Here is a 13,711-nt window from a genome sequence, read left to right on the forward strand (position 1 = left end):
ACAGCGCCCAGCGAGTTTTGGCCGGACACGTCCGCACTGCGGAAGCCGGCGCACCCCGCCCGTCAGACGACCCTGAGCAGCAGGACGGACCGCGCCGGCACCGTGATCGAGGCCCCCGCCGGGTGCTCGACGCCGGGCGCCTCCCCCTGTTCCTCCCGCGAGGTGTCCACGACCACCTCGTACCGCGCGGCCCAGGGCGTCCCCGGCAGCACGAAACCCACCGGCCGGTCGCCGGCGTGGAGCACGGCGAGAAAGCTGTCGTCCACGACGGGCACTCCCCGGGCGTCCCGCCCCGGGATGTCCCGCCCGGACAGATACATGCCCAGCGTCGCGGCGGGTGCGTACCAGTCCCGCTCCGTCATCTCCGTTCCCCTGGCGGTGAACCACGCCAGGTCCCGCAGCCCGTCCGCCGAGTGCGCCCGGCCGGAGAAGAACGCGCGCCTCCGCAGCACCGGATGCTCGTGCCGCAGGGCGATCAGCCGGGAGGTGAGGTCGAACAGAGCCCGCCATCCCGGGTCGTCGAGGTGCGACCAGTCGACCCAGCTGATCTCGTTGTCCTGGCAGTACGCGTTGTTGTTGCCGCGCTGGGTCCGCCCGAACTCGTCGCCCGCGACCAGCATCGGCACCCCGGTGGACAGCAGCAGAGTGGTGAGCAGGTTCCTGAGCTGCCGCCGCCGCAACGCCCCGACCCGGTCGTCGCCGGTCTCCCCCTCGACACCGCAGTTCCAGGCGCGGTTGTCGTCGGAGCCGTCGCGGTTGGCCTCGCCGTTCGCCTCGTTGTGCTTGCGCTCGTAGGAGACGAGGTCCCGCAGCGTGAACCCGTCGTGCGCGGTCACGAAGTTCACCGACGCGTACGGCCGCCGCCCGCCCCACGCGTACAGGTCGCTGGACCCCGAGAGCCGGTAGCCCAGGTCGCGCACGTCGGGCAGCGCGCCCCGCCAGAAGTCCCGCACGGCATTGCGGTACCGGTCGTTCCACTCCGTCCACAGGGGCGGGAAGGCCCCCACCTGATACCCCCCGGATCCCACGTCCCAGGGCTCCGCGATCAGCTTCACGCGCCGGAGCACCGGGTCCTGGGCGATCACGGCCAGGAACGGCGACAGCATGTCGACGTCGTGCATCGAGCGCGCCAGGGCCGCCGCCAGGTCGAACCGGAAGCCGTCCACGCCCATCTCCGTCACCCAGTAGCGCAGGGAGTCGGTGATGAGCCGCAGCACATGGGGCTGCACCACGTGCAGTGTGTTCCCGCACCCCGTGTAGTCGGCGTACCGGCGGGCGTCCGACTGGAGCCGGTAGTACCCCCGGTTGTCGATGCCGCGCAGCGACAGCATCGGGCCCAGCTCGCCCGCCTCCGCGGTGTGGTTGTAGACCACGTCGAGGATGACCTCGATGCCGGCCGCGTGCAGCGCGCGCACCATCCGCTTGAACTCGCCGACCTGCTGGCCGGTCGTCCCGGAGGCGGCGTACCCCGCGTGCGGCGCGAAGTAGCCGATCGAGTTGTAACCCCAGTAGTTCTTCAGGCCCTTGCGCAGCAGATGGTCCTCGTGCGCGAACTGGTGCACCGGCAGCAGCTCCACCGCCGTCACCCCGAGCTTCACCAGGTGCTCGACCGCGGCGGGGTGCGCGAGACCCGCGTAGGTGCCCCGCAGTTCCTCCGGCACCCCCGGGTGCAGACGGGTGAATCCGCGCACGTGCACCTCGTAGATCACCGAGTCCGCCCACGGGGTCTTCGGGCGGTGGTCGTCCGACCAGTCGTCGTCGTCATGGACCACGACGCCCTTGGGCACGTACGGAGCCGAGTCGCGGTCGTCGCGCACGGTGTCGGCGACCTGCTGCTGCGGCCAGTCCCGCACATGCCCGTACACCTCGGGCGGCAGGCTGAAGTCGCCGTCCACCGCACGCGCGTACGGGTCGAGGAGCAGTTTCGCCGGGTTCCAGCGGGCGCCCGTCCACGGATCCCAGCGGCCGTGCACGCGGTAGCCGTAGCGGCGGCCGGGGAGCACGTCGGGCACGAAACCGTGCCAGATCTCATGCGTGAGTTCGGTCAGCGGGACGCGGGTCTCCACGCCTCGCTCGTCGAAAAGGCACAGCTCCACGGCCTCCGCACCGCCCGCCCACAGGGCGAAGTTGGTGCCGGCGACGCCGTCCGGCCCGACGCGGAAGCGCGCGCCCAGCGGGGTCGGGGCGCCCGGCCACACGGCCGTGGCGGGTGCCGCCGCGGGCGGGGCCTCGGCGGCGTCCCCGGGGGGCGGCACGACCTGCCGCGTCCGGGCGCCGTTCGACACGGGGGCCGACTGCATGGGCAGTCCGCCGCCCGCGGCACGTCCCTCCTGGACGGCCTCCTGCTCGGGTGCGCTCGACACCGGTCAGCCTCCCGCGGCTCGATGGAACGACGGGAAAAGGGGCGTACGGAGTCCCGGCCGCAGCTCCCCGTCGCGTCGTCCTCCCCACTGTTCTGCCCAGAGCATGGCTCGCACTCACGTTTCCCCGGAGGGGCGCGGTCGTTGGGACCCGTGTACCGCAGTTCCCGGGGACGACCCCGGACCCCCGGCCGGAAAGACAGAGGTTCGAGTGGGACACATGACATGGGGCCCGCGGCGCGCCGGCACCGCGCTGGCCGCCGTACTGACCTGGGCCGGCCTGCTGGCCGGAGCCGCCGGCTGCACCTCGGGGGGAATCGACGAGGTGCTGGGCAAGGCACCGTCGTCCGGGGACGTCATCCGCGTCTCCCCGGCCGACGACAGCAAGGACGTACGACCGGACAAGACGCTGGAGGTGCGGGTGCCCGACGGGCGCCTGGAGTCCGTTCGGGTGGTCAAGTACCAGGACGCTCAGGAGTCCACGGTGCCCGGGCACCTGACGAACGACGGCCTGACCTGGAAGCCCGACGACGCACGGCTCGCGCTGGCCGCCAAGTACACGGTCGACGCGGTCGCCCTGGACGGGCACGGCCGGCGCTCGGCGCGCCACACGACGTTCACGACCGCCGTCCCCGACGAACGGTTCATCGCGTACGTCACCCCGGAGAACCGGTCCACCGTGGGCACCGGGATGATCATCTCGCTGAAGTTCAACCGGGAGATCACCGACCGGGCCGCCGTCGAACGCGCCGTCCACATCGACACCCGGCCCGCCGTCGAGGTGCGTCCGCACTGGTTCGGCAAGGAACGCCTCGACTTCCGGCCGCGGGAGTACTGGAAGCCCGGCACCAGGGTCACGGTGGGCCTGCGGCTGCGGGACGTCGAGGGCGCCCGCAGCGTGTACGGACTCCAGTACAAGACCTTCTCGTTCACCGTCGGACGCAGCCAGGTCTCGCTCGTCGACGCCGCCGCGCACACCATGGAGGTACGGCGCGACGGCGACCTCTTCGCCACCGTGCCGATCACCGCCGGCGCCCCCAAGAACCCCACCTACAACGGGAAGATGGTCGTCACCGAGATGCTGGAGGTGACACGGATGAACAGCCAGACGGTCGGGTTCGGCGGCGAGTACAACATTCCCGACGTCCCCCACGCGATGCGGCTCACCGACTCCGGCACCTTCCTGCACGGCAACTACTGGGCCACGGACGTCTTCGGCAACAGCAACGCCAGTCACGGCTGCGTGGGCCTGCGGGACGTGAAGGGCGGCAGCTCGGACACCCCCGCCGGCTGGTTCTTCGACCGCAGTCTCATCGGCGACGTCGTCGAGGTCGTCAACAGCGAAGACAAAACGGTTGCTCCCGACAACGGGCTCAGCGGATGGAACATGGGCTGGAAGCAGTGGAAAGCGGGTGGGGCGGTGAGGTAGCCCGACAAAGGGGTACGCGCACGACGCACTCCAGCGGCGCCCCGTACGGCCGAAGTTGGGACTGAACAGTGACATTCCCGGGGAGCCATCCCTCCTGGCCGTGTGATTAATTAGCGCGATACGCGCGTGGGACGCGCTGGAGTGCGGGCCTGATCAGGCCGTGCGAGGGGAGAACGACTTTGAACGGGCGACCGATATCGGGGGCGTCGGTTGGCGCACGCACACACCGGAAGCGGGGGGTGTCGGCGTTGCTCCTCGCCTCCCTCCTGCTCGCGGTGAGCGCCTGCGGCGGCGGAGGGGACTCGGACTCCGGGTCCGAGAAGAGTGACGGCAAGGGCAAGGCCTCCAGTTCGGCGGACACCAAGGCCTCGCAGGCCGTCGTGACCATCGCCCCCAAGGACGGCGCCGACGACGTGAAGACCAGCGGCGCCCTCAAGGTGACCGCGGCCAAGGGCAAGCTGACCGAGGTCAAGGTCGAGGACACCAAGGGCAAGGCGGTCGAGGGGACCATCACGGACGGGGGCGCCAGCTGGACGCCCTCCACCCACCTCGCCTCCGCCACCAAGTACAAGGTCCACGCGGTGGCCAAGGACTCGGCGGGCCGTGAGGCGGCAGAGGAGTCGGCCTTCACCACCCTCACCCCGAAGAACACCTTCGTCGGCATCTACACGCCGGAGGACGGCTCGAAGGTCGGCGTCGGGATGCCGTTCTCCGTCCACTTCACGCGGGGCATCACGCATCCGGACGCCGTCGAGAAGGCCATCCGGATCAAGACCGAGCCCGCGGTCGACGTCGAGGGCCACTGGTTCGGCAACGACCGCCTCGACTTCCGTCCCGAGGAGTACTGGAAGGCCGGCACCGAGGTCACCGTGAGCCTCGACCTCGACGGTGTCGAGGGCCGTCCGGGCGTCTACGGCAAGCAGACCAAGACCGTGAAGTTCACGATCGGCCGCAGCCAGGTGACCACGGTCGACGCCAAGACCCACAAGATGGTCGTCAAGCGTGACGGCAAGGTCCTCAAGACCATCCCCATCACCACGGGCAAGCCGGGCTACGACACCTGGAACGGCCAGATGGTCATCAGCGAGCGCCTCAAGGTGACCCGCATGAACGGCGAGACGGTCGGCTACGGCGGCGAGTACGACATCAAGGACGTGCCGCACGCCCAGCGCCTGACCAACTCCGGCACGTTCATCCACGGCAACTACTGGGGCGGCGGCGCCTTCGGCAACTACAACGCCAGCCACGGCTGCATCGGCGTACGCGACGTGCGCGGAGGCTACGACGGCAAGGTGCCGGCGGCCTGGTTCTACGACAACTCGATGATCGGCGACGTGGTGATCGTGAAGAACTCCCACGACAAGACGGTCGCCCCGGACAACGGCCTCAACGGCTGGAACATGTCCTGGTCCGACTGGACCAAGTAGAGGCTCCAGCGGTTCGGGCCGGGTGTGCTGTGACTCAGCACACCCGGCCCGTCGCCGTTAACGCCCTCTAACCTGCTCCCATGACTGTGCATCTCGAAGTAGCCGAGGGCGTGGGTACCATCCGCCTGGACCGCCCGCCGATGAACGCGCTGGACATCGCCACGCAGGACCGGCTCAAGGAACTCGCCGAGGAGGCCACGCGCCGGGAGGACGTCCGCGCGGTCGTCCTGTACGGCGGGGAGAAGGTGTTCGCGGCGGGCGCGGACATCAAGGAGATGCAGGCCATGGACCACGCGGCGATGGTCGTGCGGTCCCGGGCCCTGCAGGACTCCTTCACCGCCATCGCCCGCATCCCCAAGCCGGTCGTCGCCGCCGTCACCGGATACGCGCTCGGTGGCGGCTGCGAACTGGCCCTCTGCGCCGACTACCGCATCGCCGCGGACAACGCCAAGCTGGGTCAGCCCGAGATCCTGCTCGGCCTCATCCCCGGTGCCGGCGGCACCCAGCGGCTGTCCCGTCTGATCGGCCCCTCCAAGGCCAAGGACCTCATCTTCACCGGCCGCATGGTCAAGGCCGACGAGGCGCTCTCCCTCGGCCTGGTGGACCGGGTCGTCCCCGCCGACGAGGTGTACACCGCCGCGCACGCCTGGGCGTCGAAGCTCGCGCAGGGCCCCGCGATCGCGCTGCGTGCGGCCAAGGAGTCGATCGACGCGGGTCTGGAGACGGACCTCGAGACCGGGCTCGCCATCGAGCGGAACTGGTTCGCGGGCCTGTTCGCCACGGAGGACCGGGAGCGGGGCATGCGCAGCTTCGTCGAGGAGGGCCCCGGAAAGGCCAAGTTCCTCTGAGCGTGCACCGCGCAATGCAGCGAAAGTCACTTAACAAATTCCGCTGATCCACTTGCAGTTGACGCGGTGTCTTATCCGGTGTCCCCCGAAGGGACGGTTTATGGGAGCCTTAACGCAGCCTTAAGCCGACCTTGTCGGGGGTCGTCGGCGATTGCCCCACCGAGGTGTGTCCGCCCAGGTCAGTCGGGCTCTCGAAAGACCTGAACTGCCTCTGTCATATGCCGATCGGATGTTGCGGAATGAGGTGTTCCGGGGGGCGTATTCCTCCGGAACGCCCCCGAAGGATGCTCTGGGCGGCCATGATGGGGGCATGGCGGGGCTGGAGGGTATCGAACAGCCGCGGCGGCACGGGAGTGCGACCGCGGCGCGCTGGACGCCTGCGGTCGAGGACGAACGGGCGCTCAAGGCCCTGGAACTGTTCGGCAATCCGACCGAGGCGGAGGTGCCGCTGCCGTCCCGCCCCGAGTCCGCGGCCACCGCGCGACGGCTCACCCAGGTCGTGGTCCTGCGCCACTGGGGGCTGTCGCCCAAGATGACCGAGGACACGGTCTTACTCGTCTCGGAGCTCGTGGGAAACGCCGTGCGTCACACCGGCGCCCGCGTCTTCGGGCTCCGGATGCGCCGCCGCCGCGGCTGGATCCGCATCGAGGTCCGCGATCCCTCGCGCGGGCTGCCCTGTCTGATGCCCGTTCAGGAACTCGACCTGAGCGGCCGTGGCCTCTTCCTCGTCGACAAGCTCTCCGACCGCTGGGGCGTCGATCTCCTGCCCCGCGGCAAGACCACCTGGTTCGAGATGCGCGTGGCCGACCGCTGACATGCGGGACCCCGGCCGCCGTGCGGCCGGGGTCCGAGGGCGCCGCGGAACGAATTGGGGTGTGATCCGCGGCGCCGGCGACAACCGTGGCCCGGGTCAATGGGTGGAGGTCGCACCGCTGACTATCGCAGACGGGCCCGACTGATCCAAAAGCACCGCCGAACCTGTACGCCCGCTGTGCACCCCACGTTCACCTCCCACCCAACTCCCGCTCCGCCGCCCTCACATGCCCCCAGGCACCCCCGCTCCCGGGGTCCCCGGTGCTGACCGAGATCGGCCTGAACGGCCTCGTCCTCAATCGCCGGACGGGCTGAGAGGTACTCCCGACTCTCAAGCGGGCGGGCCGGTGGTGCGCTCCGCTCTCGAGCGGGCGGGCCGGTGGTCGGTGTTCCTGAGGGACGCGCGCCCCCTCGTACGTGTGGTCGGCCGCGGGCCGGAGGGGCCGTGCCGGTGAATCACATGCCCGTCGCGGACGGCGACACGGACACGCCGAGGATCCACCAGCTCCGTTTGCACGACGGCTGCGACGGGCGGATCACCGGCACGGACCCGCCCCACCCACCGGACCGCACCCGCGCACCACGGACCCGCACGACGGCCACGCCGGGCCGGAACACCGGACCGGACCCGCAGCGCTACAACAGAGGGCGCCCACCGCACCGGCGCCGGGGCGGACCGGATTGGACCCGGCGCGGTACAGCGGACCGCACACGCGACCCGTACATCCCCCACTAGGGCCAATCAACAGTTTCACGGGCGTTTCGCCCTTAAATGGTGCGGGTGACCACGCCGCCCGCACACCCCCCGCAGTCACCGACCGCACCCCCCGCCCCGGACCGGCGGACGGCGCTGCGATCCGGGGCCGCGCTGGCCGCCGGAACGCTGACCGCAGGCTGCTCCACCGCCGGAGCCGCCGCACCCCCGCCGACGTCCACACCCACATCCACGCACCCCCGGCCCGCCGACAGCTCCCCGGCCACCGCCACCGCCACCCCCGGCAACGGCACCGCGCCCCCCACCGCCCCCACCCCCCGCACCTTCCCGTCCCAGCCCGCCGAGATCACCCACGGCCCCCGCACCCGCCCCCAGGTCGCCCTCACCTTCCACGGCCAGGGCGACCCGGCCATCGCCGCATCGGTGCTCGGCGAGGCGGAGAAGGCCGGCGCCCGTGTCACGGTGCTCGCCGTCGGCACCTGGCTCGACGAGCACCCCGACATCGCCCGCCGCATCCTCGACGGCGGCCACGACCTCGGCAACCACACCCTCCACCACCTGGACATCAACTCCATGCCGGAGGCGGACGCCGACGCGGAGATCCGCGGCTGCGCGGACCGCCTGAGACGGCTCACCGGCTCGATCGGCACCTGGTTCAGACCCTCCCGCACCGCCCGCGCCTCCCCGGAAGTCGCCCGGCTGGCCCGCCGCGCGGGCTACCCCCACGTCCTCTCCTACGACGTCGACTCGCTCGACTACACCTCGCCGGGCGCCCCCGCCGTCACCCGCAAGGTCATCGGCGAGGTCCGCAACGGTTCCGTGGTGAGCCTGCACTTCGGCTACGCGGACACGGTGACGGCCCTCCCCTCCCTCCTGCACGAACTCGACCGCCGCGGCCTGCGCGCGGTCACCACCACGGAGCTGCTGAGCTGATGCAGATGCACCCCACCGCCGCCGGGCGCGCACGGACCACCGGCGTCGCCGTCACCGCGTTCACCGCGCTCGCCGCCCTCGCCGGACTCACGGGCTGCGGCAGCGACTCGACGGACCACGCGACCGAGGCCCTGGGCAGCAAGCCGGCCGTCCAGTCGCCGCCCCCGCCGAGGAAGCCGCAGGTGCGGGTCCTGCCCGGTATGCCCCCGGTGCTGAACCCCAAGGACGTGTACGCCGCGGACCGCCCGAACAAGCTCTCCCCGGTGGTCAAGGACTTCCCGTCCCGCGTCTACGTGCCCAACACCAACTCCAACACCGTCTCGGTCATCGACCCGAAGACGTACCGGGTCGTCAAGACGATCCCGGTCGGCACACAGCCCCAGCACGTCGTCCCGTCGTGGGACATGAAGACGCTGTGGGTCAACAACGACAAGGGCAACTCCCTCACCCCCATCGACCCGAAGACCGGCAAGGCGGGCAAGGCGGTCCCGGTGCACGACCCGTACAACCTCTACTTCACCCCGAACGGCAAGTACGCGATCGTCATGGCCTCGCTCGACCGCGAGCTCGTCTTCCGCGACGCGCACACCATGAAGCGGGTGAAGACGGAGCCGGTGAGCTGCTACGGCGTGAACCACGCGGACTTCTCCCTGGACGGCCGCTACTTCATCGCCTCCTGCGAGTTCAGCGGCGAGGTGCTGAAGGTCGACACCGAGAAGATGAAGGTGGTCGCGCAGGAGAAGATCCCGTTCACGGGCTCGATGCCGCAGGACGTGAAGATCTCACCCGACGGCAAGAGGTTCTACATCGCCGACATGATGGCGGGCGGCGTATGGGTCCTGGACGGCGACAAGTTCTCCAAGCCGACCCTGCTGCGCACCGGCAAGGGCACGCACGGCCTGTACGTCAGCCGCGACTCGCGCCGGATGTACATCTCCAACCGCGGCGAAGGCACCATCTCCATCTTCGACTTCACGAAGAACCGGCTCACGGAGAAGTGGCCGCTGCCGGGCGGCGGCAGCCCGGACATGGGCGGGGTCTCGGCCGACGGCAAGGTCCTGTGGCTGTCGGGCCGTTACGACTCCGAGGTGTACGCCATCGACACCCGTACGGGCACGCAGCTCGCCCGCATCCCGGTCGGGAGCGGTCCGCACGGCCTCGCGGTGTATCCGCAGCCGGGCCGCTACTCGCTGGGCCACACGGGCATCTTCCGCTAGGACCTGACACGCCGCCGTACGGGTGACGGTCCCCGGCCCGTCACCGCGTACCCGAGATCGTGCTGCCATGATCACAACTCGCCTGCGATGCAGGGCCGCTGCCGTCGTCCTCTCCTTCGCGGCCGTCTTCGCGACGTCCGCCGCGGCCCCCGCCGGGGCCTCCGCGGCCCCGGCGACATCCGCCGCGGCCCCCGCGTGCCCCCAGTTCGCGGATCCGGTCAAGGCCGCCGCCGACCGCCGTGTGGACGTCGACCGGATCACCCCCGCCCCGGTCTGGCGCAAGACCTGCGGCACGCTGTACCGCAGTGACAGCCGCGGCCCGGCGACCGTCTTCGAGCAGGGCTTCTACCCGAAGGACGCCGTCGGCGGGCAGTACGACATCGAGCAGTACGTCCTGGTCAACCAGCCCTCGCCGTACGTGTCGACGACGTACGACCACGACCTGTACAAGACCTGGTACAAGTCCGGCTTCAACTACTACATCGACGCGCCCGGCGGCGTGGACGTCAACAAGACGATCGGTGACACGCACAAGTGGGCCGACCAGGTCGAGGTCGCCTTCCCCGGCGGCATCGCGCGCCAGTACATCATCGGCGTCTGTCCGGTCGACAAGAAGACCAGGACCGAGATCATGAGCGACTGCGAGAGCAACCCGTACTACGAGCCCTGGCACTGACCTGAACCCGGCTCCCGCCCGCGCGGGTCGGACGGAGCCGGACCCTGGCCGAGGGCCACGGTTCACCGGGCGACGAGCAGCGCCTCGGACCCCACCGGCAGATACCCGCCCGCCTGGAACGCCCGCAGACTGCGGGCGTTCCCCGGCGAGATCTGGGCCCACACCGGCTCACCCCCGCTCAGATGCCGAGCCGCCGTCACCAACTGCCGCCCCAGCCCGCGTTGGCGGGCGTGTTCGTCCACCTCGACCGCGACCTCCAGGCGTCCCGCGACCCCGCGCCCGAGGACCAGGACGCCGCCGTCCGCGGCCCACACCCGTACGGCGTCGCGCCGTTTCCGGGAGCCGGCCACGCGTGGATGGCCGGGGTCCTCGATCTCCGTGAGCCGCAGCGGCGGCGCGCCCGGCAGCGGGGAGCCGACGGCGAGCACGTCGATCGTGTCGGTCCTGCGGCCCGTGCGGTCCAGGAACGCCGTCAGGAACCGTGCGTTCATGCTGGCCGCGAGGGCGTCGCAGCGCGCGGCGCGCATCGCCTCGCGCACCCACTCGGGGTCCTCGTCGGTGAAGACGACGGAATGCGCGGTGAGGGCGAGGACCCCGGCGTCCCGGTGGCTCGGCTGGGGCACGACGGTCGTACCGCCGTCCGCGGGCGGGAAGTCACCCCGCGCGACCGCGTCCAGAATGTCCCGCAGGTTCTCCGTCGCCATGGCGCTCCCTTGAGTCTCCACCCACTGGAAGGCCCAGACTCGCAGACATGCAGTCTTCCCCGGGGGGCCACCCCCATGACCCCCCGCACGACGGCACCGGCCTCTTCACCATCGGAGAGCTGTCCCGGAGCACCGGCCTGTCCGTCCGTACGATCCGGTACTGGTCGGACGAGGGGGCGCTGCCCCCGGTGACCCGTTCCGCGGGCGGCTACCGGCTGTTCGACGCCGCGTCCGTGGCCCGGCTGGAGCTGATCCGCACGCTGCGCGAGCTCGGCCTGGGGCTGGACGACGTACGCAAGGTGCTGGCCGGCGAGACGACGGTCGCGGAGGTGGCCGCCGCGCACGTGGCGGCGCTGGACGCGCAGATCCGCTCGCTGCAGGTGACCCGGGCGGTGCTGTCGACCGTGGCGCGACGCGGTTCGACCGCTGAGGAGATGACACTGATGAACAAGCTGGCGCGGCTCTCGGCCGCGGAACGCAAGCGCATCGTCGACGACTTCATGGAGGAGACGTTCGGGGGCCTGGACACGGCGGACCCCGACATCCGCACCCGGATGCGGTTCACCCTGGCGGACCTGCCGGAGGAGCCGACGCCCGAGCAGGTGGACGCCTGGGTGGAGCTGGCCGAGATGATCCAGGACCGGGGTTTCCGGGTGCGGATGCGGAAGATGATCGAGTTCAACGCGGCGGACCGGGGGCCCGATGTGCCGGCCGGCACCTCCGTGTGGTTCATGAGCCGGCTCGTGCAGCTCGCCGGTGAGGCGTTGGAGCGGGGTGTGGAGCCCGGGTCGCCGGAGGCGGAGGAGGTGCTGCGCGGGCTGCTCGGCGACGCCGACCGGGCTGCCGTCCTGGAACGCATGGAGTCCGCCGCGCATGTCGAGATGGCCCGTTTCCGGGAGCTGAACGCGCTGGTGCGCGGGACGGAGCCGCTGTCCGCCCACCGGGAGGAGTTCGCCTGGGTACTCGCCGCACTGCGTGCCGGGGCGGCCCGTTAATCTGACGTCCGTAAACACGGCAGTACTACATGCAGTCATGCACGACGAAGGGGCGGATCGGTGGCGGACATCGAGGAAGCACGCAAGCAGTTCCAGCGGATCGATACGGATGGTGACGGTTTCATCACCGCAGCCGAGTTCAAGACCGCCCTGGCCCAGGAGGGCGACTGGAACGTCACCGAGTCGGTCGCCGAGGTGATCATCAAGACCCGGGACCTCAACGGGGACAAGGTCCTCTCGTTCGACGAGTTCTGGGCCCACCTGAACAAGTGACGCCCGCCCCCGTGCGACGCGCGCGGAGGGCGCCCATCGGATCTCCGGTGGGCGCCCTTTGTCGTACCGCCGTCGGTCCGGTCCGGTGTTCCGTCCCGGCGTGGCCGTCGTGCGGGTCCGTGGTGCGCGGGTGCGGTCCGGTGGGTGGGGCGGGTCCGTGCCGGTGATCCGCCCGTCGCAGCCGTCGTGCAAACGGAGCTGGTGGATCCTCGGCGTGTCCGTGTCGCCGTCCGCGACGGGCATGTGATTCACCGGCACGGCCCCTCCGGCCCGCGGCCGACCACACGTACGAGGGGGCGCGCGTCCCTCAGGAACACCGACCACCGGCCCGCCCGCTCGAGAGCGGAGCGCACCGGCAGCCCGCCCGCTTGAGAGTCGGGGGTACCTCTCAGCGCGTCCGGCGATTGAGGACGAGGCCGTTCAGGCCGATCTCGACAGCACCGGGGACGGCCGGACCGTAGGGCCACGGAAAGCCACCGGAGGAGCGTGGAGCCCCATCGCCCGGTGGCCGTCCGCGGCGACGTCACGACCCCCACCCGAATGCCGTACACGACGGAATAGCGTGCTCAAAACCGGGGTTGGTGATCCCCATCAGGAGCATCAACCCTGGAAGGGCGTTGCACTCATGAAGATCGGCATCATCGGCGCGGGCAACATCGGCGGCAACCTCACCCGGCGGCTCACCGCCCTCGGCCACGACGTCTCCGTCGCCAACTCCCGCGGACCCCACACGCTCACCGCGCTCGCCGAGGAGACCGGCGCGACACCCGTCGAGGTCGGGGACGCGGCACGCGACGCCGACCTCGTCGTGGTCACGGTCCCGCTGAAGGCGGTGCCGGACCTGCCGTCCGGGCTCTTCGACGGGGCCGCGGACGGTGTGGCCGTCATCGACACCGGCAACTACTACCCGCAGCAGCGCGACGGCAAGATCGCCGGCATCGAGGACGAGGGACTCACGGAGAGCGGCTGGACGGCCCGGCAGATCGGCCACACCGTCGTCAAGGCCTTCAACGGCACCTACGCCCAGGACATCCTCGACCGCCCCCGTCCGGCGGGCGCCCCCGACCGCATGGCCCTCCCGGTGGCGGGGGACGACGAGGCGGCCAAGCGCGTCGTCCGCGCCCTCATCGACGAGCTCGGCTTCGACACCGTCGACGCCGGGAGCCTGGCCGACTCCTGGCGCCAGCAGCCCGGTACCCCGGTCTACGGCCTCCAGGAAGGCGCCGACGCGGTGACGAAGGCGCTGGCGGAGGCGTCGCCGGAGCGCTCGGCCGACTTCCGGGCCTGAGACCCCACCCCGCGGAACGCGGGCACTGGTGCG

Annotated in this window: 12 protein-coding genes; 10 read left to right on the forward strand and 2 right to left on the reverse strand. The window is 70.9% G+C overall.

Translation table 11 applies throughout. From position 1 onward, the window contains the following. Nucleotides 1-62 precede the first annotated feature (62 nt). Nucleotides 63-2,363 carry a glycogen debranching protein GlgX gene (gene glgX / locus ABEB03_RS35340; protein WP_345656981.1) on the reverse strand — a complete coding sequence of 767 codons (2,301 nt, stop codon included), beginning with the start codon at nucleotides 2,361-2,363 and terminating at the stop codon, nucleotides 63-65. Between the two features lie 217 nt (nucleotides 2,364-2,580). On the opposite strand from glgX, the gene ABEB03_RS35345 reads away from it, so the two are divergent. The 7 genes from ABEB03_RS35345 (at nucleotide 2,581) to ABEB03_RS35375 (ending at nucleotide 10,418) form a co-directional block, all read left to right on the forward strand. Continuing rightward, nucleotides 2,581-3,789: a L,D-transpeptidase gene (locus ABEB03_RS35345; RefSeq protein ID WP_345656982.1), complete on the forward strand. Its 1,209-nt coding sequence runs from the start codon at nucleotides 2,581-2,583 to the stop codon at nucleotides 3,787-3,789. Between the two features lie 179 nt (nucleotides 3,790-3,968). Beyond that, nucleotides 3,969-5,216, forward strand: coding sequence for a L,D-transpeptidase (locus ABEB03_RS35350; RefSeq protein WP_345656983.1), 1,248 nt, complete (start codon nucleotides 3,969-3,971; stop codon nucleotides 5,214-5,216). Between the two features lie 80 nt (nucleotides 5,217-5,296). After that, nucleotides 5,297-6,064: an enoyl-CoA hydratase/isomerase family protein gene (locus ABEB03_RS35355; RefSeq protein WP_345656984.1), complete on the forward strand. Its 768-nt coding sequence runs from the start codon at nucleotides 5,297-5,299 to the stop codon at nucleotides 6,062-6,064. Between the two features lie 205 nt (nucleotides 6,065-6,269). Beyond that, nucleotides 6,270-6,878, forward strand: a complete 609-nt coding sequence (locus tag ABEB03_RS35360; RefSeq protein WP_179332592.1) for an ATP-binding protein — start codon at nucleotides 6,270-6,272, stop codon at nucleotides 6,876-6,878. Between the two features lie 771 nt (nucleotides 6,879-7,649). Then, the gene (locus ABEB03_RS35365) at nucleotides 7,650-8,525 is read left to right on the forward strand and encodes a polysaccharide deacetylase family protein (protein ID WP_425589346.1); all 876 of its coding nucleotides are present in this window, start codon (nucleotides 7,650-7,652) and stop codon (nucleotides 8,523-8,525) included. Nucleotides 8,526-8,530: 5 nt separating this feature from the next. Next, on the forward strand, nucleotides 8,531-9,742 hold the full coding sequence (locus ABEB03_RS35370; RefSeq protein ID WP_345657062.1) for a YncE family protein: 1,212 nt from the start codon (nucleotides 8,531-8,533) through the stop codon (nucleotides 9,740-9,742). A 67-nt stretch (nucleotides 9,743-9,809) separates the two neighbouring features. Then, complete coding sequence (locus ABEB03_RS35375) at nucleotides 9,810-10,418, forward strand: ADP-ribosyltransferase (protein WP_345656986.1); 609 nt, start codon at nucleotides 9,810-9,812, stop codon at nucleotides 10,416-10,418. 62 nt (nucleotides 10,419-10,480) lie between these two features. Here the strand turns inward: ABEB03_RS35375 and ABEB03_RS35380 are convergent, their stop codons facing one another. Continuing rightward, a complete protein-coding gene (locus ABEB03_RS35380) occupies nucleotides 10,481-11,122 on the reverse strand; it encodes a GNAT family N-acetyltransferase (RefSeq protein ID WP_345656987.1) in 642 nt (213 codons plus the stop codon). A gap of 47 nt (nucleotides 11,123-11,169) precedes the next feature. Between ABEB03_RS35380 and ABEB03_RS35385 the strand changes: the two genes are divergently transcribed. The 3 genes from ABEB03_RS35385 to ABEB03_RS35395 all read left to right on the forward strand — a co-directional run bounded on the left by ABEB03_RS35385 (nucleotide 11,170) and on the right by ABEB03_RS35395 (nucleotide 13,678). After that, nucleotides 11,170-12,117 (forward strand): MerR family transcriptional regulator, encoded by a 948-nt coding sequence (locus tag ABEB03_RS35385; RefSeq protein WP_345656988.1) that lies wholly within the window; start codon nucleotides 11,170-11,172, stop codon nucleotides 12,115-12,117. Nucleotides 12,118-12,177: 60 nt separating this feature from the next. Continuing rightward, nucleotides 12,178-12,390: an EF-hand domain-containing protein gene (locus tag ABEB03_RS35390; protein WP_095936784.1), complete on the forward strand. Its 213-nt coding sequence runs from the start codon at nucleotides 12,178-12,180 to the stop codon at nucleotides 12,388-12,390. A gap of 562 nt (nucleotides 12,391-12,952) precedes the next feature. After that, nucleotides 12,953-13,678, forward strand: a complete 726-nt coding sequence (locus ABEB03_RS35395) for an NADPH-dependent F420 reductase (protein ID WP_345656989.1) — start codon at nucleotides 12,953-12,955, stop codon at nucleotides 13,676-13,678. Nucleotides 13,679-13,711: the final 33 nt, after the last annotated feature.

It is taken from the genome of Streptomyces siamensis (genome assembly GCF_039543605.1).
GTDB classification, from domain to species: Bacteria; Actinomycetota; Actinomycetes; order Streptomycetales; family Streptomycetaceae; genus Streptomyces; species Streptomyces siamensis.